General features: G+C 71.4%; 17 protein-coding genes. 12 read left to right on the top strand and 5 right to left on the bottom strand.

Annotation, left to right across the window (positions count from 1 at the left end):
* The first annotated feature begins 232 nt into the window (after nt 1–232).
* The 9 genes from OG867_RS32625 (at nt 233) to OG867_RS32585 (ending at nt 12,620) form a co-directional block, all read left to right on the top strand.
* The gene (locus OG867_RS32625) at nt 233–2,302 is read left to right on the top strand and encodes a condensation domain-containing protein (RefSeq protein ID WP_331720434.1); all 2,070 of its coding nucleotides are present in this window, start codon (nt 233–235) and stop codon (nt 2,300–2,302) included.
* A 47-nt stretch (nt 2,303–2,349) separates the two neighbouring features.
* Nucleotides 2,350–3,561: a methionine adenosyltransferase gene (gene metK / locus OG867_RS32620; RefSeq protein ID WP_018106341.1), complete on the top strand. Its 1,212-nt coding sequence runs from the start codon at nt 2,350–2,352 to the stop codon at nt 3,559–3,561.
* Nucleotides 3,562–3,601: 40 nt separating this feature from the next.
* The gene (locus OG867_RS32615; protein ID WP_328904715.1) at nt 3,602–4,585 is read left to right on the top strand and encodes a carbohydrate kinase family protein; all 984 of its coding nucleotides are present in this window, start codon (nt 3,602–3,604) and stop codon (nt 4,583–4,585) included.
* Complete coding sequence (gene metH, locus OG867_RS32610) at nt 4,582–8,052, top strand: methionine synthase (RefSeq protein ID WP_331720433.1); 3,471 nt, start codon at nt 4,582–4,584, stop codon at nt 8,050–8,052. The genes OG867_RS32615 and metH overlap by 4 nt, the downstream gene beginning before the upstream one ends.
* Nucleotides 8,052–8,927 carry a methylenetetrahydrofolate reductase [NAD(P)H] gene (metF, locus tag OG867_RS32605; RefSeq protein WP_331720432.1) on the top strand — a complete coding sequence of 292 codons (876 nt, stop codon included), beginning with the start codon at nt 8,052–8,054 and terminating at the stop codon, nt 8,925–8,927. The genes metH and metF overlap by 1 nt, the downstream gene beginning before the upstream one ends.
* Nucleotides 8,917–10,368 (top strand): adenosylhomocysteinase, encoded by a 1,452-nt coding sequence (ahcY, locus tag OG867_RS32600; RefSeq protein WP_331720431.1) that lies wholly within the window; start codon nt 8,917–8,919, stop codon nt 10,366–10,368. The genes metF and ahcY overlap by 11 nt, the downstream gene beginning before the upstream one ends.
* A gap of 166 nt (nt 10,369–10,534) precedes the next feature.
* Nucleotides 10,535–11,344, top strand: coding sequence for an NmrA family NAD(P)-binding protein (locus OG867_RS32595; protein WP_328904711.1), 810 nt, complete (start codon nt 10,535–10,537; stop codon nt 11,342–11,344).
* A gap of 77 nt (nt 11,345–11,421) precedes the next feature.
* Nucleotides 11,422–12,090 carry a hemerythrin domain-containing protein gene (locus tag OG867_RS32590; protein WP_331720430.1) on the top strand — a complete coding sequence of 223 codons (669 nt, stop codon included), beginning with the start codon at nt 11,422–11,424 and terminating at the stop codon, nt 12,088–12,090.
* Entirely contained in the window at nt 12,087–12,620 is a 534-nt protein-coding gene (locus OG867_RS32585; protein WP_331720429.1) for an anthrone oxygenase family protein, read from the top strand. The genes OG867_RS32590 and OG867_RS32585 overlap by 4 nt, the downstream gene beginning before the upstream one ends.
* A gap of 77 nt (nt 12,621–12,697) precedes the next feature.
* On the opposite strand, the gene OG867_RS32580 is transcribed toward OG867_RS32585, so the two are convergent.
* From OG867_RS32580 to OG867_RS32560, 5 genes are all read right to left on the bottom strand, one after another.
* Entirely contained in the window at nt 12,698–13,546 is an 849-nt protein-coding gene (locus OG867_RS32580; protein ID WP_331720428.1) for an alpha/beta hydrolase, read from the bottom strand.
* A complete protein-coding gene (locus OG867_RS32575) occupies nt 13,543–14,073 on the bottom strand; it encodes an SRPBCC family protein (RefSeq protein ID WP_328904708.1) in 531 nt (176 codons plus the stop codon). The genes OG867_RS32580 and OG867_RS32575 overlap by 4 nt, the downstream gene beginning before the upstream one ends.
* A gap of 71 nt (nt 14,074–14,144) precedes the next feature.
* A complete protein-coding gene (locus OG867_RS32570; RefSeq protein ID WP_331720427.1) occupies nt 14,145–15,638 on the bottom strand; it encodes an FAD-binding protein in 1,494 nt (497 codons plus the stop codon).
* A 19-nt stretch (nt 15,639–15,657) separates the two neighbouring features.
* Entirely contained in the window at nt 15,658–17,214 is a 1,557-nt protein-coding gene (locus OG867_RS32565; RefSeq protein WP_331720426.1) for an NAD(P)/FAD-dependent oxidoreductase, read from the bottom strand.
* A 9-nt stretch (nt 17,215–17,223) separates the two neighbouring features.
* Nucleotides 17,224–18,102, bottom strand: coding sequence for a class I SAM-dependent methyltransferase (locus tag OG867_RS32560; protein WP_328904705.1), 879 nt, complete (start codon nt 18,100–18,102; stop codon nt 17,224–17,226).
* Between the two features lie 193 nt (nt 18,103–18,295).
* On the opposite strand from OG867_RS32560, the gene OG867_RS32555 reads away from it, so the two are divergent.
* The 3 genes from OG867_RS32555 to OG867_RS32545 are packed head-to-tail and all read left to right on the top strand — an operon-like array spanning nt 18,296 to nt 20,299.
* The gene (locus OG867_RS32555; protein WP_018105947.1) at nt 18,296–18,550 is read left to right on the top strand and encodes a hypothetical protein; all 255 of its coding nucleotides are present in this window, start codon (nt 18,296–18,298) and stop codon (nt 18,548–18,550) included.
* Nucleotides 18,551–18,560: 10 nt separating this feature from the next.
* Entirely contained in the window at nt 18,561–19,547 is a 987-nt protein-coding gene (locus tag OG867_RS32550) for a 3-oxoacyl-ACP synthase III family protein (RefSeq protein WP_018105946.1), read from the top strand.
* A complete protein-coding gene (locus OG867_RS32545; RefSeq protein ID WP_328904704.1) occupies nt 19,544–20,299 on the top strand; it encodes an SDR family NAD(P)-dependent oxidoreductase in 756 nt (251 codons plus the stop codon). Before OG867_RS32550 ends, OG867_RS32545 begins: the two co-directional genes overlap by 4 nt.
* Nucleotides 20,300–20,372 lie beyond the last annotated feature (73 nt).

Genomic DNA, 20,372 nt, shown 5'->3' with positions numbered 1-20,372 from the left:
GGGGCCTTCGCATGCCCGCGTACGGTACGGATCCGGTCGCCTCCCCGACGGAACCCTGCGGGACCACGGCGCCCCACCACCGGACCACCGCCGTGTCAGTGCCGTGTCGGTCCCGTGTGGGCGGGCCCTCGCATACTCGTTCCGCATTCGCCGACAGAGGGGAGGGAGGGGGTCTCCCGCATGCGCGCCGCAGCCGGTCCGCCGCGCTCCCGCATGCGTGCCCCGCAGGACGATGACCACCGACCACTCCTCGCACACCACCCCCGCCCGGGCCACCCCCGGCGGCCCGATGACCGTCGTCCTCGACCCCACCGGCCAGGACCCGGCCGCACCGCCCGTCCTGGAGCTGCGCGGCCCCGTGGACCCGCACCGCGTCGAGGCCGCACTCGACCGCCTGGCCCGGCTCGGTACGCGCCCCGCCCCCTCCTGGCTGCCGAGCCTGGAACCCGCCGACGACGGGCACCACACCCTGCGCCTGACCCCGGACGGGCCGCCGGCCGGACACGCCGCCGCGCCCTTCCCCGCCGGGCTCCTCGCGGACCTGCTCACCGTCACGGAGAGCGGCCCCGGGCCCGCGCCCCGGATCGAGCCGACCCCGCTGCAACGCGAACTCCTCGCGGACGCGGACGCGCACCCCGGCACCGAGGGCTGGTGCGAACAGCTCGCGGTCACCTGGTACGGGCCGCTCGACCCGGAACGGCTCGCCGCCGCCTGGCAGTCCGTCGCCGAACGGGAGAGCGTGCTGCGGGCCGCCTTCGAGGAGGGGCCCGAGCCGTGGATCGTCTGCCACGGGGGCGCCGGCCCCGAAGTGCTGCGCTTCCCGCACGGCAGCGTGGACTGGCACGCGCTGGTCGAGGCCGACCGGCGCCGGGGACTCGACCCGCGCCGGCCGGGACCGCTGCGCGTCACCTTCCTGGGCGGCGGCCCGGACGCGGCGGGCAGCACCCGCGTCCTGCTGAGCTTCCACCCCGCGCTCCTGGACGACTGGAGCGTGCGGCTGCTGCTGCACGAGTTCTACCGCGCCTACCTGGCGGGCGGTGAGCTGCCCGGCGGCGCCCGCCGCCCCGACCTCGGCGACTACACGCGCTGGCTCGCCGCCCAGGACACCGCCCCGGCCCGCGAGTTCTGGCGCGACGCCCCGCCCGGCCCCGCCACGCTTCCGCCCGCGGGTGACGGCACCGGCCAGGTCCGCACCCGGATCACGCCCGAGGAGAGCGAACGGCTCGCCGCGTGGGCGGGGGGCCTCGGCTGCCCGGAGAGCAGCGCCCTGCACGCCGTGTGGGCGCTGGCCCTCTACCGGGCCGGCGGCCACGAGGGCGCGGCCGACATCAGCTTCAGCGCGGCGGTCTCCGGCCGGGGCATCCTCCTCGACGGTGTCGAACGGCTGCCCGCCGCCCTGCGCAACCCGCTGCCGATGACCGCAGGCGTCAACCCGTACGCCCCGCTCGCCGAACTCCCGGCCCGGCTGCGCGACCAGGCCGTGGACGTGGCCGGGTACGAGTGGGTGTCGCAGGGGCGCATCCGGTCCTGGACCCGCCCCGGTGGCCCCGCCGCCCCGGCCGCCGTCCCGCGCACCGGCAGCCTCGTCGTCTTCGAGAACCGGCCGCGCCCGCCCGGCGACCTCGCACCGGCGCTCGCCGCGCTGGGCGTCCGCGTCAGCACCCCCGAGACGCTGGGGGCGCGCACCGGATTCCCCCTCACGCTCGTCGCCCACCGGGACGACGAGGGGGGCCTCGTGCTCACCGCCACCTGTCTCGGGACCGGCCTCGCCCAGACCGAGGACCTGCTCACCAGGACCGCGCACGCCCTGCGCGAACTGCCCCGCACGGCGACGCCCGCGACGACGGTCGGCGGGGCGCTCGCGCTCCTCGCGGGACCGCAGGACCGGACGCCGCGCGGACGGCAGGGCGTCCGGCGCGGGGCCGCCCTGACCGAGCTGCGCCCCGCCGCGCGCCCCGGCACCGGCACCGTCTGCCTGGTCCGGGCGCCGGGGACCCCGCTGTCCGCGCTGACCCGGGTCGCGTACGCCTACCGGGGGCCGGAGGCCGTGGTGCTGCTGCGGCCGCCGCCGTACGCGGACGCGTCGGCCCCGGCCGCCGATGCCGTGGTGGGGGCGCTGACCGACCTCGGCGACCCCCTCGTGCTCGGCGCGTTCTGCGGGGGCGGCGAGCGTGCCTACGCGCTCGCCGGGCAACTCGTCGCCGCCGGTTCCCGGCCGCCCGGAGTGGTCCTCACCGGCACCGCCACGCCGGCCGGGGCCTTCGCCCACACCCTCGAAGCGGTGGTCCGCCGCATCCGGTGACCGCCGCGGTCACCGCCAACCGCCCCACCTCACATCTCAGGAGAGTCATGACGACACGTCTGTTCACCTCGGAGTCCGTGACCGAGGGACACCCCGACAAGATCGCCGACCAGATCAGCGACGCGATCCTGGACGCGCTCCTCGCACAGGACCCGGGCTCCCGCGTCGCGGTGGAGACCCTGATCACGACCGGACAGGTCCACATCGCGGGCGAGGTGACGACGTCGGCGTACGCGGACGTGCCGGGCATCGTGCGCCAGGCCATCCTCGACATCGGCTACGACTCCTCCGCCAAGGGCTTCGACGGCACCTCCTGCGGGGTCTCCGTCTCCATCGGCGCGCAGTCCCCGGACATCGCACAGGGCGTCGACACGGCGTACGAGAAGCGCGTCGACGGCTCCGGCGACGACACGCTCGACCAGCAGGGCGCCGGCGACCAGGGGCTCATGTTCGGCTACGCGTGCGACGAGACGCCGAGCCTGATGCCGCTGCCGATCGACCTGGCGCACCGGCTCTCGCGGCGCCTCACCGAGGTGCGCAAGAACGGCACCGTCCCCTACCTGCGCCCCGACGGCAAGACCCAGGTGACGATCGGCTACCTGGGCAGTCGTCCGGTGCGCCTGGACACGGTCGTCGTCTCCAGCCAGCACGCCGCGGACATCGACCTCGACGGACTGCTGGCCCCCGACATCCGCGAGCACGTCGTGGAGCACGTCCTGAACGAGCTCGCCGACGAGGGCATCAAACTGGAGACCGACGACTACCGGCTCCTGGTCAACCCGACCGGCCGCTTCGAGATCGGCGGCCCGATGGGCGACGCCGGCCTCACCGGCCGCAAGATCATCATCGACACGTACGGGGGCTACGCCCGGCACGGCGGCGGCGCCTTCTCCGGCAAGGACCCGTCGAAGGTGGACCGCTCGGCGGCGTACGCGACCCGCTGGGTCGCCAAGAACGTCGTCGCCGCCGGCCTCGCCACCCGCTGCGAGGTCCAGGTCGCGTACGCGATCGGCAAGGCGGAGCCGGTCGGTCTCTTCGTGGAGACCTTCGGCACCGCGAAGGTCGCGCAGGCCCGGATCGAGAGCGCCATCCGCGAGGTCTTCGACCTGCGCCCGGCCGCCGTCATCCGCGACCTGGACCTGCTGCGCCCCATCTACCGGCAGACCGCCGCCTACGGGCACTTCGGCCGCGAGCTGCCCGACTTCACCTGGGAGCGCACCGACCGCGTCGAGCAGCTCAAGGCCGCCGCCGGTCTGTGACCGGCGTCCACCGGCCCAGTCGAGAGGGACAGGGATTCATATGCGTATCGCGGTGACAGGCTCCATAGCCACTGACCACCTGATGGTCTTCCCGGGCCGGTTCGCGGACCAGCTCATCGCCGACCAGCTCGCCCATGTGTCGCTCTCGTTCCTCGTGGACGACCTGGAGGTGCGGCGCGGCGGAGTAGCGGCCAACGTCGCCTTCGGGCTCGGCTCGCTCGGACTGGATCCGCTGCTGGTCGGCGCCGTCGGCAGCGACTTCGCCACCTACGAGGTGTGGCTCAAGGAGCACCGGGTCGACACCGGTGCGGTGCGCGTGAGCGACGAGCGGCAGACCGCCCGTTTCTCGTGCATCACCGACCAGGACGACAACCAGATCGCGGCGTTCTACGCGGGCGCCATGGCGGAGGCCCGGGAGATCGACCTGACGGTGGAGGCGGCCCGGGCCGGCGGCGTCGGCTTCGTCCTCGTCGCCCCCGACGACCCGGCCGCCATGCTGCGGCACACCGCGGCCTGCCGGACCCTCGGCGTCCCCTTCGCCGCCGACCCCTCCCAGCAGCTCGCCCGCCTCACCGGTGACGAGGTGCGCGAGTTGGTCGACGGCGCCCGGTGGCTGTTCACCAACGAGTACGAGGCGGCACTCCTGCTGGAACGCGCCTCCTGGGACCGCGACGACGTGCTGGGCCACGTCGGCACCTGGGTCACCACGCTCGGCGCGCGGGGCGTCCGCGTCGAGAGCGCCGGCGCCCCCGCCCTGACGGTGCCGGGCATCGAGGGCGTCGAGACGGCCGACCCGACCGGGGTGGGCGACGCGTTCCGCGCGGGCTTCCTCGCCGCCACGGTCAGGGGCGCCGCCCCGGAGCAGGCGGCTCGGCTCGGCTGCGCGGTCGCCTCGTTGGCCCTGGCCGCCGTGGGGTCCCAGGCGTACGAGCCGGAGGCCGGGCGGCTGCTGGACATCCTGCGGCGGCAGTACGGCTCCGAGGCGGCGGCCGCGCTCGCCCCCGTCCTGGGCGGTGCGTCATGACGGCGGGGGAGCGGGTCGCCGCGCTCCGGGACGCGCTCGCCACCCGTGTGGTGGTGGCCGACGGCGCGATGGGCACCATGCTCCAGGCCCAGGACCCGACGCTTGAGGACTTCCAGCAGCTGGAAGGGTGCAACGAGGTCCTCAACGTGACCCGCCCCGACATCGTGCGCTCGGTCCACGACGCGTACTTCGCCGTCGGCGTGGACTGCGTCGAGACCAACACCTTCGGGGCCAACCAAGCGGCGCTCGGCGAGTACGACATCCCCGAGCGGGTCCACGAACTGTCCGAGGCCGGTGCGCGCATCGCCCGGGAGGCCGCCGACGCGTTCACCGCGTCCACCGGCGAACAGCGGTGGGTCCTCGGCTCCATGGGCCCGGGCACCAAGCTGCCCTCGCTCGGCCACATCCGGTATGCCACGATCCGGGACGGCTTCCAGGCGAACGCCGAGGGGCTGCTCGCCGGTGGCGCCGACGCGCTGATCGTGGAGACGACGCAGGACCTCCTCCAGACGAAGGCCGGACTGGTCGGCGCGCGCCGCGCGATGGACGCGACGGGGGTCCGGGTCCCGCTGATCTGCTCGCTCGCCTTCGAGACGACCGGGACGATGCTCCTCGGTTCGGACATCGGCGCGGCGCTCACGGTCCTGGAGCCTCTGGGCATCGACCTCATCGGCCTGAACTGCTCGACCGGACCGGCCGAGATGACCGAGCACCTGCGCCACCTGGCCCGCCACTCGGCGACCCCGCTGATGTGCATGCCCAACGCGGGTCTGCCGGTGCTGGGCGCGGACGGCGCCTACTTCCCGCTCGGTCCCGACGGCCTGGCGGACGCGCAGCAGGCGTTCGTACGGGACTACGCCCTGTCGCTGGTGGGCGGCTGCTGCGGGACGACGCCGGACCACCTGAGGGCGGTGGTGGAGCGGGTACGCGGCAGCGTGCCGCCGGACCGCACCCCGCAGCCGGAGCCGGGCGCCGCCTCGCTCTACCAGACCATCCCGTTCCGCCAGGACACGGCGTACCTGGCGATCGGTGAGCGTACGAACGCCAACGGGTCGAAGAAGTTCCGGGAGGCCATGCTCGAAGGCCGCTGGGACGACTGCGTCGAGATGGCCAGGGAGCAGGTCCGCGAGGGCGCGCACATGCTCGACCTGTGCGTGGACTACGTGGGCCGCGACGGGGTCGCCGACATGGACGAGCTCGCGGGGCGTCTCGGGACCGCGTCGACGCTGCCGATCGTGCTGGACTCCACCGAGGTGGACGTGTTGCGGACCGGCCTGGAACGGCTGGGCGGGCGGGCCGTCGTCAACTCGGTCAACTACGAGGACGGGGACGGGCCCGAGTCGCGTTTCGCGAAGGTCACCCAGCTGGCCGCGGAGCACGGGGCCGCGCTGATCGCGCTGACGATCGACGAGGAGGGCCAGGCCCGTACCGTCGAGCACAAGGTGGCCATCGCCGAGCGCCTGATCGCGGACCTGACGGGCACCTGGGGCATCCGCGAGTCGGACATCCTCATCGACACCCTGACGTTCACCATCTGCACGGGTCAGGAGGAGTCCCGCAAGGACGGGATCGCCACCATCGGGGCGATCCGCGAGCTGAAGAAGCGCCATCCGGACGTGCAGACGACGCTGGGCCTGTCGAACATCTCGTTCGGCCTGAACCCGGCCGCCCGTGTGGTGCTGAACTCGGTCTTCCTGGACGAGTGCGTGAAGGCGGGTCTGGATTCGGCGATCGTGCACGCGTCGAAGATCCTTCCGATCGCGCGGCTTGAGGAGGAGCAGGTCAAGGTCGCGCTCGACCTGATCCACGACCGGCGTGCCGAGGGCTACGACCCCCTTCAGAGGCTCATGGAGCTCTTCGAGGGCGTCAACATGAAGTCGATGAAGGAGGGCAGGGCCGAGGAGCTGGCCGCCCTGCCGCTGGACGAGCGCCTCAAGCGCCGCATCATCGACGGCGAGAAGAACGGTCTGCACGACGACCTCGCCGAGGCGCTGACCACGCGCAAGGCCCTGGACATCGTCAACGACACGCTGCTGGAGGGCATGAAGGTCGTCGGCGAGCTCTTCGGCTCCGGCCAGATGCAGCTGCCGTTCGTCCTTCAGTCCGCCGAGGTCATGAAGGCCGCGGTGGCGTACCTGGAACCGCACATGGAGCGGGCCGAGGGCGAGGAGGGCAAGGGCACGATCGTGCTGGCCACCGTCCGCGGCGACGTCCACGACATCGGCAAGAACCTGGTCGACATCATCCTCTCCAACAACGGCTACAACGTGGTCAACCTGGGCATCAAGCAGCCCGTTTCGGCCATCCTGGACGCGGCTGCCGAGCACAAGGCGGACGTCATCGGGATGTCGGGGCTGCTGGTGAAGTCCACGGTGATCATGAAGGAGAACCTGGAGGAGCTGAACCAGCGCAAGCTGGCCGCCGACTACCCGGTCATCCTCGGCGGCGCGGCTCTGACCCGCGCCTACGTCGAGCAGGATCTGCACGAGCTGTACGAGGGTGAGGTGCGCTACGCGCGCGACGCCTTCGAGGGCCTGCGCCTTATGGACGCGCTGATCGCCGTCAAGCGCGGCGTCCCCGGCGCCACGCTGCCCCCGCTCAAGCAGCGCCGCGTACCGCTGAGGGAGCCGAAGCTTGAGGAACCCGCGGACGTCGGCCGGTCGGACGTCGCCGTCGACAACCCGGTCCCCGCCCCGCCGTTCTGGGGCAGCCGGGTCGTCAAGGGCATCCCGCACAAGGAGTACGCCTCCTGGCTGGACGAGGCCGCCCTGTTCAAGGGCCAGTGGGGGTTGAAGGGCGACACGATCGAGGCGGAGGGCCGGCCGAGGCTGCGGATGTGGCTGGACCGGCTGCGTACGGAGAACCTGCTCGAAGCGGCCGTCGTGCACGGCTACTTCCCGTGCGTGTCCAAGGGCGACGACCTGATCATCCTGGACGAGAACGGGCACGAACGGACCCGGTTCACCTTCCCCCGCCAGTCGCGCGGCCGCCGCCTGTGCCTGGCGGACTTCTTCCGGCCCGAGGAGTCCGGCGAGACGGACGTCGTCGGGCTCCAGATCGTGACCGTCGGCTCGAAGATCGGCGAGGCCACCGCGGAGCTCTTCGCCTCCGGCTCGTACCGCGACTACCTCGAACTCCACGGTCTCTCCGTGCAGCTGGCGGAGGCGCTGGCCGAGTACTGGCACGCGCGCGTCCGCGCCGGACTCGGGATCGCCGACCGCGAACCCGACGGCCTGGACGGCATGCTGCGCACCGAGTACCAGGGCTGCCGCTACTCGCTGGGCTACCCGGCCTGCCCCGACCTGGAGGACCGCGCCAAGATCGCGGACCTGCTGCGGCCGGAGCGGATCGGGGTGCACCTGTCCGAGGAGTTCCAGCTCCACCCGGAGCAGTCCACCGACGCCATCGTCGTCCACCACCCCGAGGCTTCGTACTTCAACGCGGGCCGGGCGGGGGGTGGCCGGTGATGGGCCTGGTCGCGGACCGTCCGACGTACTCCTTCGAGTTCTTCCCGCCCCGCACCGCCCAGGGCGAGCGGACCCTGTGGCAGGCCATCCGCCGCCTGGAGCCGCTGGGCCCCGACTTCGTGTCCGTCACCTACGGCGCGGGCGGGTCGTCCAGGGACCGCACCATCGAGGTCACGAAGCGCCTGGTGGCCGAGACGACCCTGCGGCCGGTCGCCCACCTGACCGCCGTCGGGCATTCGGTGGCCGAGCTCCGGCACATCATCGGCCAGTACGCGGACGCCGGGGTGCGGGACGTACTGGTCCTGCGGGGCGACCCGCCCGGCGACCCCAAGGGGGAGTGGACCGCGCATCCGGACGGCTTCCACCACGCCTACCAGCTGGTCGAACTGGTCCGCTCGCTGGGGGACTTCACCATCGGTGTCGCCGCCTTCCCCGAGCGGCACCCGCGCTCGCCCGACTGGGACAGCGACATCCGGCACTTCGTCGCCAAGTGCCGCGCCGGCGCCGACTACGCCATCACGCAGATGTTCTTCGACGTGGAGGACTACCTGCGGTTGCGGGACCGGGTGGCGGCGGCCGGCTGCACCACCCCGATCATCCCGGAGATCATGCCGGCCACCGACGTCCGGCAGATCCGCCGCTTCGCGGAACTCTCCGACGCCGCGTTCCCCGAGGACCTGGCCCACCGCCTGGAAGCCGCGCAGCACCGGCCCGACATCGCGTACGAGATCGGCGTGGCCCACGCGACGCTGATGGCCGACCGGCTGCTCGCCGAAGGCGCCCCCGGGCTGCACTACATCACGCTGAACAAATCGACGGCGACCCTCGACATCCACCGCAACGTCATGAGCACTAGGAGCCTCCATGCCAGTTGAGACCATCGATTTCAAGGTCGCCGATCTCTCTCTCGCCGTTTTCGGGCGGAAGGAGATCACTCTGGCCGAGCATGAGATGCCCGGCCTGATGTCGATCCGTAAGGAATACGCCGCGGCGCAGCCGCTGGCCGGTGCCCGGATCACCGGTTCGCTGCACATGACGGTGCAGACGGCCGTGCTGATCGAGACGCTGGTCGCCCTGGGCGCCGAGGTCCGCTGGGCGTCCTGCAACATCTTCTCCACCCAGGACCACGCGGCTGCCGCGATCGCGGTCGGCCCGAACGGCACCCCCGAGGCGCCGGCGGGTGTGCCGGTGTTCGCCTGGAAGGGGGAGTCGCTGGAGGAGTACTGGTGGTGCACGGAGCAGGCGTTGACCTGGCCGAACACGCCGACCGGTGGTCCGAACATGATCCTGGACGATGGTGGTGACGCCACCCTCCTGGTTCACAAGGGTGTCGAGTTCGAGAAGGCGGGTGCGGTTCCGGATCCGGCGACGGCGGACAGTGAGGAGTACGCGTACATTCTGACGCTGCTGAACCGGACGCTGGGTGAGTCGCCGCAGAAGTGGACGCAGCTGGCCTCCGAGATCCGTGGTGTGACGGAGGAGACCACGACGGGTGTGCACCGCCTGTACGAGATGCACCGCGACGGAAGTCTGTTGTTCCCGGCGATCAATGTGAACGACGCGGTGACGAAGTCGAAGTTCGACAACAAGTACGGCTGCCGTCACTCGCTGATCGACGGCATCAACCGTGCCACCGATGTCCTGATCGGTGGTAAGACGGCCGTGGTGTGTGGTTACGGCGATGTGGGCAAGGGTTGTGCGGAGTCGCTGCGGGGTCAGGGTGCCCGGGTGATCATCACGGAGATCGATCCGATCTGCGCGTTGCAGGCGGCGATGGACGGCTACCAGGTTGCCACTCTGGATGACGTGGTGGAGCAGGCGGACATCTTCGTCACGACGACGGGCAACAAGGACATCATCATGGCCTCGGACATGGCCAGGATGAAGCACCAGGCGATCGTGGGGAACATCGGTCACTTCGACAACGAGATCGACATGGCTGGTCTGGCGAGGATCGAGGGCATCGTCAAGGACGAGGTCAAGCCGCAGGTTCACACCTGGACGTTCCCCGACGGCCGGGTGCTGATCGTGTTGTCGGAGGGGCGTCTGCTGAACCTGGGCAACGCGACGGGTCACCCGTCGTTCGTGATGTCCAACTCGTTCGCGGACCAGACGCTGGCGCAGATCGAGCTGTTCACGAAGCCCGAGGAGTACCCGACCGACGTGTATGTGCTGCCCAAGCACCTGGATGAGAAGGTCGCCCGTCTCCACCTCGACGCGCTCGGCGTGAAGCTCACGACGCTCCGCCCGGAGCAGGCTTCGTACATCGGTGTCGAGGTCGACGGCCCGTACAAGCCCGACCACTACCGCTACTGACCCCCACAGCCGTACGAGGTGATCCCCCAGAGACCCCCTGGAGAACCGCTGGAGACGGGGCCCGGTTTCGTGGCTCGGGCGACGAAGGGCTGCCTACGCTCCCTCATGACGGCAACGACGAGCAGAGCACCACACCACCACGCAGGCCACGACAGACGGGACGAACATGACGAACACGACCCTTGTGATCGGCGGCACGGGTAAGACCGGGCGGCGGGTCGCCGATCGGCTGTCCGCCAAAGGGCTCCCCGTACGCATCGGATCGCGCTCCGGCACGCCCCCCTTCGTCTGGGAGGACCCCGCGACCTGGGACGCCGCCCTCGACGGGGTGAGCGCCGTCTACATCACCTACTACCCCGACCTCGCCTTCCCGGGGGCCGCCGAGACCGTCGGCGCGTTCGCGAAGGCTGCCGTCGCGAAGGGGGCGCGCCGCCTGGTGCTGCTGTCCGGGCGCGGTGAGGAGGGCGCGGTCATCAGTGAGGACAAGGTGAAGGAGTCCGGCGCGGACTGGACCGTCGTCCGCGCCAGCTGGTTCAACCAGAACTTCAGCGAGAGCTTCTTCCACGACCTGGTCATGGCCGGCGAGATCGTCCTGCCGACCGGGGACGCGGTGGAGCCCTTCGTGGACGCCGACGACATCGCGGACGTCGCCGTGGCCGCGCTCACCGACGACAAGCACATCGGCAAGACGTACGAGCTGTCCGGCCCGCGCCTGCTCAGCTTCGGCGACATCGCCCAGGAGCTGGGCAAGGCGACCGGCCGCACCATCACGTACATCCCCGTCGGTGTGGACGAGTACCGCCAGGCGCTTGCGGAGAACGGGCTCCCCGTCGAGTTCGCCGACCTGTTCGGGCTGATCCTCGACGGCCGCAACGCCCACCTCGTGCACGGGGTCGAGGAGGCCACCGGCCGCAAGCCGAAGGACTTCGCCGACTTCGCCCGGGACGCCGCCGCCAGCGGTGTCTGGAACGCCTGACCGACACCGGGACCCGTGGGACGGGCGGCCGCACACGCGGCCGCCCGTCCCTGTCCCCCTCGCGTGAGGAGGCACCCATGACCGGTACCGAACCGATGACGAGCGAACACCTCCCGTCGCTGCCCGGGCACTTCCACGGATTCGCGCTGATGCACATCGCGATGCGCCGCGACGCCGCCCGCCTCGTGGCCGTCGCACGCTCCGGGCCCGGCGCCCGCTCCGGCGGGACGGTCACCTGGTGGCACAGTCTGCGCGAGGTGATCGACTGGCACCACCACAGCGAGGACGCCGTCCTCTGGCCCGAACTGCGGCGCGCCGTCCCCGGCTTCGACCGGGCGGCCGACGCCATCGACGGCGACCACCGACGCCTCGACGCGGCGATGGACGCCGTCGGCGCCGCGTTCCGCCCGGGCGCCCACCCCGGGGCGCTGCGCCCCGCGGCCGACGCCTTCGCCGTCGTCCTGCGCGACCACCTCGCCGCCGAGGAGCGCATCGCCTTCCCCGCCTTCACCGCGCTCGGCGCCACGCGCTACGCGTCCGTGGAACGGCGGTTGCTGCGGACCGCGCCGCCCGGCGTGCTCGGCCGCCTCCAGCCCTGGATGTTCGACGGGGCCGACCCGGCCGCCGCGGCCCACGTCGCCGCCACCATCCCGCCACCGGTACGGCTGCTCGGCCGGACGGTGCTGCGCCGCCGCTACGAACGCCTGCTCGCCCCCGTACTGCGCACCGTCGAGGAGAAGCCATGACCGCCACCGCGCCGACCACCTCCCTCCCGGCCCGGCCGGGCGGACGCACCGAGGCGTCGCTGTACGCGGCCACCATCGCGATGGGGCTGAGCGCGGGGCTGTACTTCGCGTTCGACGTGTCCGTCATGCCGGGGCTCGACCGCACCGACGACGCGGCCTTCGCGAGCGCCATGGGCCACATCAACGACGCCATCGAGAACGGGTTCTTCGGGCTCGTCTTCTTCGGGGCGTTCCTGGCCACCGGGGTCTCCGGCGCCTCCCTGCGCCGCCTCGGCCACACCCGGGCCGCCCGCTGGACCTGGGCCGCCCTCGCCCTCTACTCGGCCGCCGTCGCCGTCACGATGAAGGTCAACATCCCCCTCAACCGGCAGCTCGCCCGGCTGACCGCGGAGGCGTCAGGACCCGAGATCGCCGTGATCCGCGACCGGTTCCGGGGCGCCTGGACCCCGGCCAACGCCGCCCGCACCCTGGCCTGCACGGCGGCCCTCGCCTGCCTGGGCCGGGCGCTCACGCTGCGGGCCCGCGGCTGAGCCACCGCCTCCGCCCGCGCACACGGAAGGGCGGCCGGCCCCGCCCGGGACCGGCCGCCCTTCTCCGCGCGCCGCAGTTATCCGTGGTCCCGCGTCAGCTCGCTGACCGCGCCCACCACCGTCTGCGGCGCCTCCAGGGGCAGCATGTGCCCCACGTCCGGCACCTCCTCGAAGCGCGCCCGGGGCAGCGCCTCCGCGACGACCCGGCCGAGCTTCGGCGCGATCACCTTGTCGCCGGTGCCCGCGAGGACCACCGCCGGCACGGTCACCGACACCAGGGCCTCGCGCAGGTCCATGCCCCGCGACGAACGGAACGCCTCCGCGCGCACCGCGGGCCCGGCCGCGGCGAACATCTGCCGGTTCACCTCGCTCAGCCGCCGGTCCGCCTTCGGGCCGAGCATGTTCTGCCCGAGGAGCTTGCGGCCCAGGGCCGGCCGCGAGACGGCCCGCTGGAACAGCGCGCTGCCCATCATGCGGACCTCGCTGTCCGGGGTTTCCTGGTCGTGCGCCGCCGTGGCCAGCAGCACCAGACCGCTCAGCGCACCGGCGTTCCGGCCCTCCGACGCGGCGTACGCCAGGGCGGCGAACCCACCCCCGGAGTGCCCGACGACGACGGCGTCCGGCGCCTCCACATGGGCCAGGACCGCGCCCAGGTCCGCCCCGAGCCGGGCGATCCCGAAGGGCTCGGCGCCCTGCGAGGAGGCGCCGTGGCCCCGGAGGTCGTAGGAGACGACGCGGTGCCCGAGGCGGATCAGCCGGTCGGCCACCGTGCTCCACACCCGGCGCGAAGCGCCCCAGCCGTGGACCAGCACCACGGTCACGCCGGTCGGAGGCGTGAGCGGCGGAAGGACGGACACCGCCAGGCGGGCCCCGTCGTCGGTGCGCACCTGCGTCTCGGTCGCCGGTGCCGCGGCCACCGTCGTCATCGGGTACTGCCCTCCAGCTTCCGGGCCTGTGCCGCCTCACCGGACCGTACGGCCGGAGCGCTCTCCGCCGCGAGGATCCGCCCGAGCCGGACGAACGCCTCGCTGGTGGCGGTGGAGTGCTCCGCGCCGATGTCGGCGACCTTCGCGAGGAGCTTCAGGAAGCCGTTCGGCCGGCCCACGAAGTGCATGCCGACCTTGGTGCGGCCCCCGTCGAGCGGTTCGACGTAGAAGTCGCTGGTGCCCCGGAACACCCCGGACACGTAGTCGACCGACAGCAGCCGCTGGGGCTCGACGGCCCGGGTGCGCGCGGTGAACCGCAGCTTCGGGCCGCCCTTGTCGACGCCCTTGGTGTGCACCGTGACCGCGACCTCGCCGCCCACCTCGTCCGGTGAACCGGACACGGTGGCGAAGGTGTTGGCCGGCACCCACCAGCGGCCGGCGCCGCGGAACTCGGCGATCAGCGCCTCCCACACCGCCTCCGGCGGTGCGTCCACGATCGCCTCGTCGGTCAAGTCGTAAACTGTCATGCCGATTCTCCTGTCGGGGTGTTCCGGGTGGCGGTCTGGGTGTCGCCGGCCGGGGCCCGGGGCGTCCCGGATCAGCCGAAGAAGCCCTGACCGGGGGTGAGGATGCCCGCCGGGTCGTAGCGCCGCTTGGCCGCGACGAGGACCTTCCAGCGGGAGCCGAAGTGGGCCCGCCAGTCCGCCGAGGTCATGTTCGGGATCGCGCCCACCAGATACCGCTTGGCGCCCAGCGCGACCGCCTTGTCGTACAGGCGGCGGTTCTGGTCCAGCATCCGCGCGATGTCCGCGCCCGGGGCGGGGAAGCGGAGCACGTCGCACAGGTACGCGGTCGGCTCGGAGGGCTGCACCGACAGCGGGCGGGTCAGCTTCGACGTCGGGTACGGGTAGTAGAGCAGGAAGCCCGCGCCCAGGTCGTCGCTGTTCAGCTCGGCGGTCAGCAGGTCCGCCATCGCCTTCGCCTTCGAGGCCGGGACGAACAGGCTCAGCCACGGCTTGGGCTGACCCCAGAAGTCGTTCTCCTTGAGCCACGCCTCGTCGGCGTCGGTACGGAACACGGCCTCGCGGAAGGGCAGGTCCTCGATCGTCGCGGACGCCCGCTCGTCGTGCAGACCGGTGAGCAGCGCGGTGCGGTTGGGCGCGGTGCTGCCCTTCCAGTACGCCTGGCCCTCCAGCTTGTACCACCAGCCGGAGTCGTCCGGGGTGCGGGCGATCTCGCCGACCTGGCCCTGGAACCGCTTCTCGGCCATGAGCTTCTCGGAGTCGGCGAGGAACGCGGACACGTCGTTGTAGTAGAGAGTGAAGACGGTCATCTTCGGCGGTGCCGGGATCAGGGCGACCTCGGCCCGCACGATGATGCCGACCTGGCCGCCGCCGCCGAGCGCCGTGTTGAACAGATCGGCGTGGCAGCTGGGGCTGGCCGTGATCAGGTCGCCGTTGCCGGTGACGATGTCGATCGACTTCACGGTGTCGATCTGCAGCCCGTAGCGCGCCACGGTGGAGCCGATGCCGCCGACGCTGAGCGTGCCGCCTATGGACAGGTGCAGGTAGTCGGTGAGCGCCGGCGGGGTCAGGCCCCGGGCGAGCGCGGCGTCGGTGAGCTGGGCCCAGGTGACGCCGGACTCCACCACGGCGGACGTCGAGCCGATGCGGACGATCTTCGTCAGACCGCGCGCGTCGATCGCGATGCCGCCCTGCGGGACCTGCGCCTGCCCGTAGCAGGAGTGCGACTCCTCGTCGCCGTTCTGCCCGCCGCGGCCGTTCATCGCGATCTTCAGCCCGTTGGCCCGGGCGTAGTTGACCATCTTGACGATGTCCTGCACCGAGCCGGGACGCAGCACCGCCCAGCACGCGCCGGCCACCATGTGACCGAAGTCGTGGTTGAACGTGGACGTGACACCCGCCGAGGTCTCCAGCGTGCCGTCGAGCGCCGGCAGGCTCGCCGCCGTAGGGGCGAAGGAGTCCGACTCACGTGCCCACGCCTGGTGCGAAGTGCTCCAGCCGATGACCGTGGCGGCCGCCATGCCCCCGAGGATGCTGCGCCGCGTGATGGGGGTGCTGCTGCTTCTCATTCGGTCTGTCTCCCGTCCATTACGTGTGGTTCAGGGCCGGCAGGCCGGCGCCCGCGAGGGTGGCGAGCTGGTACTCGGAGGGCGTGAAGTGCTTCGTCTGACGGCGGAAGCGCCAGGTGTACGTCGGCCAGATCGACGGGTTGCGCCCGTGTGCGTCGAGGTACCAGCTCTTGCAGTTGCCTGCGTTCCACACGGTGCCATCGAGGCGGGCCTGCAGCCGCTCGTTCCAGTCGTCCTGGACCGTCTTTCGAACCTCCACCGAGGCCAGGCCCTTCTGGCCCATGACCTTCAGCGCGTCCAGCACGTAGCCGATCTGCGCCTCGATCATCACGACCTGCGAGGAGTGCCCCAGGGTGGTGTTCGGGCCGAGCAGCAGGAACAGGTTCGGGAAGCCGGCGACGGTGGTGCCGCGGTGCGCGGCCATCCCGTCCTCCTGCCACACCTCGCGCAGCGACCTGCCCTCGCGGCCGGTGATCCGCCCGGCGACCGGGCGGTCCGTGGCCTTGAAGCCGGTGCCCAGGATGATCGTGTCGATCTCCCGCTCGGCCCCGTCGGCGGTGACGATCGAGTGGGCGGTGACCTTCGCGATGCCGTCGGTGACCAGGTCCACGTTGGGCTGCTGGATCGCCGGGTACCACGTGTTGGAGAACAGCAGGCGCTTGCACGCCATCACGTAGTCCGGGGTGAGCCGCGCGCGCAGCGTCTCGTCGGCGACCGACTTCTTCAGGTGGTCGCTGGCCATCTTCTGCATCTTCCCGGCGACCTTGGGCCGCTTCATCACGAAGGCCAGGATCTCCCGGCCCCACATGTTGAAGTTCCGCCGGAAGTTCTGGTAACTGGGTACCCCGCGCAGCAGCTTGGACTGGAGCGGGCTCGTGGCCTTGTCGTTCTTCGGGCCGATCCACGGCGGGGTGCGCTGGTAGAGGTCGAGCCGCCCCACCTCGGGCTGGATCTTCGGCACGAACTGGATGGCGGAGGCGCCGGTGCCGATCACGGCGACGTTGCGCCCGCTCAGGTCGTGGTCGTGCCGCCAGCGGGAGGAGTGGAAGACGGCGCCCTCGAAGTCGGCGAGACCCGGGATGTCGGGGACCGCCGCCTCACTGAGGTAGCCGGTGCCGCTCACCAGGACCTGCGCGGTGTAGTCGCCCTGCGAGGTCTCGATGTGCCAGCGCCGGGTCATCTCGTCCCAGCGGGCCCCGAGCAGTTCGTGGCCGAAGCGGATGTGCGGCCGCACCCCGAACCGGTCGGCGGTGTCCCGCAGATACGCGTACAGCTCGTCGCGCTTGCCGAACGTGGACTTCCACTCCGGGTTCTGCGCGAACGAGAACGAGTACAGGTGGGACATCACGTCGCAGGCGGCACCCGGGTAGGAGTTGTCCCGCCAGGTGCCGCCCACCTCGTCGGCGCGTTCGAAGACGAGGAAGTCGTCCACGCCCTTCTGCAACAGCCGGATCGCCATGCCGAGGCCGGAGAACCCGCTGCCTATGACGGCGACGCGCAGATGCCGCTGCGGTCCGCCGCCGCCGGCCGGGCGGCTGTCCTCGTCGCTGCGCGGCGGCTCTAGAGTGCTCGTCACGTCAGCCTCCTAGCGGCGCGCGATGGTGACGCGGAAGTTGTTGAAGAACTTGTCCTCAAGCGTGTACGCGAAGATGTCGAGGTAGCGCTCGAAGCGGGCCACGACCTCCTCGCCCTCCATGGCGACGGCCTCGTCACGGCGCTCGGCGAGCAGCTGCAGCCAGGCGCGGCAGGCCACCGCGAACGACTCGCGCTCGTTGACGATCTCGACCACGTCGAACAGGCCCTCGGCGGCCTGCGTCAGCTCGTGCAGGTGCGGGATGTGGCAGTTCTCGAACTCCGAGCGCTGCAGGAACTTCAGGTCGTCCAGCAGCTGCCGGTTCATGGGCAGCGCCTCGGCCGTCATGGTGTGCAGCACGAAGTGGGCGCCCGGCTTCAGGGCGGCGCCGACCTTCTGGAAGAACACCCGGTACTTCTTGGTGCGCTCGCGCGGCGGCAGCGTCGAGGAGACGAAGTGCTCCAGGGCGTTGATGCAGAACGCCGCGTCGTACGGGTCGTCGGTGGTGTGGTCCTCCCAGGACTCCACCCGGGTGGTGATCCGCGGGTTGTCCAGGCCGGCGATGAACTGCTCCTGCGTGCGGCTGAGCGTCAGCCCGACCGCCTGCTCGACGCCGTGCACCGTGGTGACGCGGTTGAGCATGGTGCCCCACCCGCAGCCCACGTCCAGGACGCGCCGGGCGTTCGCCGCTCCGGCCAGCTCGACGAACTTGTCCAGCTTGCGCTCCTGGGCCTCGTCGAGGGCCTCGGTGAGACCCTCGCCCTCCTCCCAGTAACCGCCGGAGTACATCATCGTCGGGCCCAGCAGGAGGCGGTAGAAGTCGTTGCTCACCTCGTAGTGGTGCCTGATCGCGTCGACCTCGGGGACCGACTGGCTTGCGACCGTGGTCATCTTCGTCCTCAACTCCCGTCCGGCTCATGCTCATGGCGTGGTGCCTGCGATGTCATCGCGAGACGAAGAAAACCCCCGCGTCGCAAGAGACGTGCAACACGACGGGGGCGCCGGCTGTTGCGCGCCGGTTGCGTGCGTACGGGTTCCATGCGTCTCGAAAAGGCCAAGCCCTGCGGAGGAAGGACCTCACCCCATGTCTCTGCCCACCATCGAAGAACTGGCGAGCCAGCTCGAGGCCGTGTCCGGCGCCCAGAAGGTCGACCCGGACCACCCGCTCCAGCACATCCCGGACGTGGACTCGCTGGACCTCATGGAGTGGCTGTACGGGTTCCAGAACACCTACCCGGACATCCCGGCCGACGAGTCGCTCTTCGCCGACCTGGACGACACCACGACGCTGCGCCACGTCTACGACCGCATCCTGGCGCTCGTGCCGGCGCAGGCCTGAGCGGGCGCGCATGAACGGCTTCGACATCACCGGATGGGGCATATCCGTCCCCGAAAAGGTGGTCACCAGTGCGGAGCTCGCCGAGCGCTTCGGCGTGGACGAGCACTGGATCACCAGCCGGTGCGGGATCAGTGAACGGCGCGCCGTCGGGCCCGGCCAGACGACTGCCTCGCTGGCCGTCGAGGCCGGCCGGCGCGCCCTCGCCAAAGCGGGCCTGAGCGGCGGCGACATCGCTCATCTGATCGTCGCCACCGCCACGCCCGAGCAGCCCTCGCCGGCGACGTCCGCGTTCGTCCACCACGAACTGGGCATCGCCGGCAGCGCGCACGACGTCAACTCCGAGTGCGCGGGCTTCGTCTACGGGCTCGTCTCCGCGATGGCCCTCATCGCGATCGACCCGCGGCCGATCCTGCTCATCGGCTCCGACACCCACACGCTGACCGCGAACCCCGCCGACCGGGACCTGTCGATCCTGGTCGGGGACGGCGCGGGAGCCGTCGTGCTCGTCCCCGCGGCCGACAGCAACGTCCTGGCCTGGAATCTGGGCGCGGACGGCAGCTGCACCGGCAGCCTCAAGGTCCTCGCGGGCGGCAGCCGTATGCCGACCACCGAGGAAACGGTGCGCCAGGGTCTGCACTACGCGCAGATCAACGGGAACGAGATCTATCTGAACGCCGTGCGGTACACGGTCCGTACGGTCCGGGAGACGCTGAAGACCGCCAAGGTCGAGGCGGCCGACGTACGCCACGTCATCCCGCACCAGGCCAACATCCGCATCATCAACTCGATCCTCAGCCACACCGGGCTGCGGCCCGAGGCCCTGGTCGCGAACCTGCACAAGTACGGGAACACGGCGTCCGCGTCCATCCCGATCGCGCTGGCCGAGGCGCTGGACGAGGGCCGCATCGAGAACGGCGACCTGGTCCTGTTGGCCGGCTTCGGCGCAGGCATGACCTGGGGCTCCATGCTCCTCGAATGGCGCGGAGGGACACGATGAGTACGCAGAAGCCCGCCGGCATCCGGCCCGAGCACCCCGTCGCCCTGGTGACGGGCGCCTCCGGCGGGCTCGGCCAGGCGCTGGCGATCGAACTGGACGCCCTCGGCTGCAAGGTGGCCGTCCACTACAACAGCGCGAAGGACGCCGCGCTCGCGGTACAGGAGAAGCTCACCAACGACTCCGTCCTGGTGACCGGCGACGTCGGCTCGTACGAGGCCGTCACGGCGATGCACGCGCAGATCGCCGAGCGACTGGGCCCGGTCGACGTCCTCGTCAACAACGGCGCGATCCGCCGTGACCAGGTCATGGCGATGCAGAAGCCCGAGGACTGGGCGGCGGTGATCCAGACCAACCTCATCGGCTCCTTCCACACGGCCCGGGTGTGCGTCCCGCACATGCTGCGCAGCCGGTGGGGCCGGGTGATCAACGTGGTCTCGCCGTCGGGTCTGATCGCGACGGCCGGGCAGACGGCGTACTCCGCGTCCAAGGCCGGCCTGATCGGCTTCACCCGGACGCTGGCCGCCGAGTGCGGGCGGCGGGGCGTCACGGTCAACGCGCTCTCGCCCGGATTCATGATCACGGGCATGACGCAGACCCTCCCCGACCACGTGGTGGAATCGATGGAGAAGAAGGCGCCGGTGCCCCGTTTCGTGACGGTGGAAGAGGTCGCGCGCAGCTCCGCCCTCTTCCTCGACCAGGACTGTATGACCGGCCAGGTCATCAGCATCGACAGCGGCGTCACCATCACCTGATATCCGCCCCGGGGGGCTTTCCGAGGAAAGCCCCCCGGAAAAAATTCCGCACGAAACGTCCGCGGAATGCTCC

Source organism: Streptomyces sp. NBC_00209 (assembly GCF_045206345.1).
Taxonomy (GTDB): domain Bacteria; phylum Actinomycetota; class Actinomycetes; order Streptomycetales; family Streptomycetaceae; genus Streptomyces.
This window is presented reverse-complemented; position numbering and strand designations above follow the sequence as displayed.

What these genes read in the sequence shown, in the direction of transcription:
- metF (WP_331720432.1), top strand. Translation starts at nt 8,052, where the DNA reads ATGGGCCTGGTCGCGGACCGTCCGACGTACTCCTTCGAGTTCTTCCCG.
- OG867_RS32555 (WP_018105947.1), top strand. Translation starts at nt 18,296, where the DNA reads ATGTCTCTGCCCACCATCGAAGAACTGGCGAGCCAGCTCGAGGCCGTG.
- OG867_RS32585 (WP_331720429.1), top strand. Translation starts at nt 12,087, where the DNA reads ATGACCGCCACCGCGCCGACCACCTCCCTCCCGGCCCGGCCGGGCGGA.
- OG867_RS32625 (WP_331720434.1), top strand. Translation starts at nt 233, where the DNA reads ATGACCACCGACCACTCCTCGCACACCACCCCCGCCCGGGCCACCCCC.
- OG867_RS32570 (WP_331720427.1), bottom strand. Translation starts at nt 15,638, where the DNA reads ATGAGAAGCAGCAGCACCCCCATCACGCGGCGCAGCATCCTCGGGGGC.
- OG867_RS32550 (WP_018105946.1), top strand. Translation starts at nt 18,561, where the DNA reads ATGAACGGCTTCGACATCACCGGATGGGGCATATCCGTCCCCGAAAAG.
- metK (WP_018106341.1), top strand. Translation starts at nt 2,350, where the DNA reads ATGACGACACGTCTGTTCACCTCGGAGTCCGTGACCGAGGGACACCCC.
- OG867_RS32575 (WP_328904708.1), bottom strand. Translation starts at nt 14,073, where the DNA reads ATGACAGTTTACGACTTGACCGACGAGGCGATCGTGGACGCACCGCCG.
- OG867_RS32545 (WP_328904704.1), top strand. Translation starts at nt 19,544, where the DNA reads ATGAGTACGCAGAAGCCCGCCGGCATCCGGCCCGAGCACCCCGTCGCC.
- metH (WP_331720433.1), top strand. Translation starts at nt 4,582, where the DNA reads ATGACGGCGGGGGAGCGGGTCGCCGCGCTCCGGGACGCGCTCGCCACC.
- OG867_RS32595 (WP_328904711.1), top strand. Translation starts at nt 10,535, where the DNA reads ATGACGAACACGACCCTTGTGATCGGCGGCACGGGTAAGACCGGGCGG.
- OG867_RS32590 (WP_331720430.1), top strand. Translation starts at nt 11,422, where the DNA reads ATGACCGGTACCGAACCGATGACGAGCGAACACCTCCCGTCGCTGCCC.
- OG867_RS32615 (WP_328904715.1), top strand. Translation starts at nt 3,602, where the DNA reads ATGCGTATCGCGGTGACAGGCTCCATAGCCACTGACCACCTGATGGTC.
- OG867_RS32580 (WP_331720428.1), bottom strand. Translation starts at nt 13,546, where the DNA reads ATGACGACGGTGGCCGCGGCACCGGCGACCGAGACGCAGGTGCGCACC.
- ahcY (WP_331720431.1), top strand. Translation starts at nt 8,917, where the DNA reads ATGCCAGTTGAGACCATCGATTTCAAGGTCGCCGATCTCTCTCTCGCC.
- OG867_RS32560 (WP_328904705.1), bottom strand. Translation starts at nt 18,102, where the DNA reads ATGACCACGGTCGCAAGCCAGTCGGTCCCCGAGGTCGACGCGATCAGG.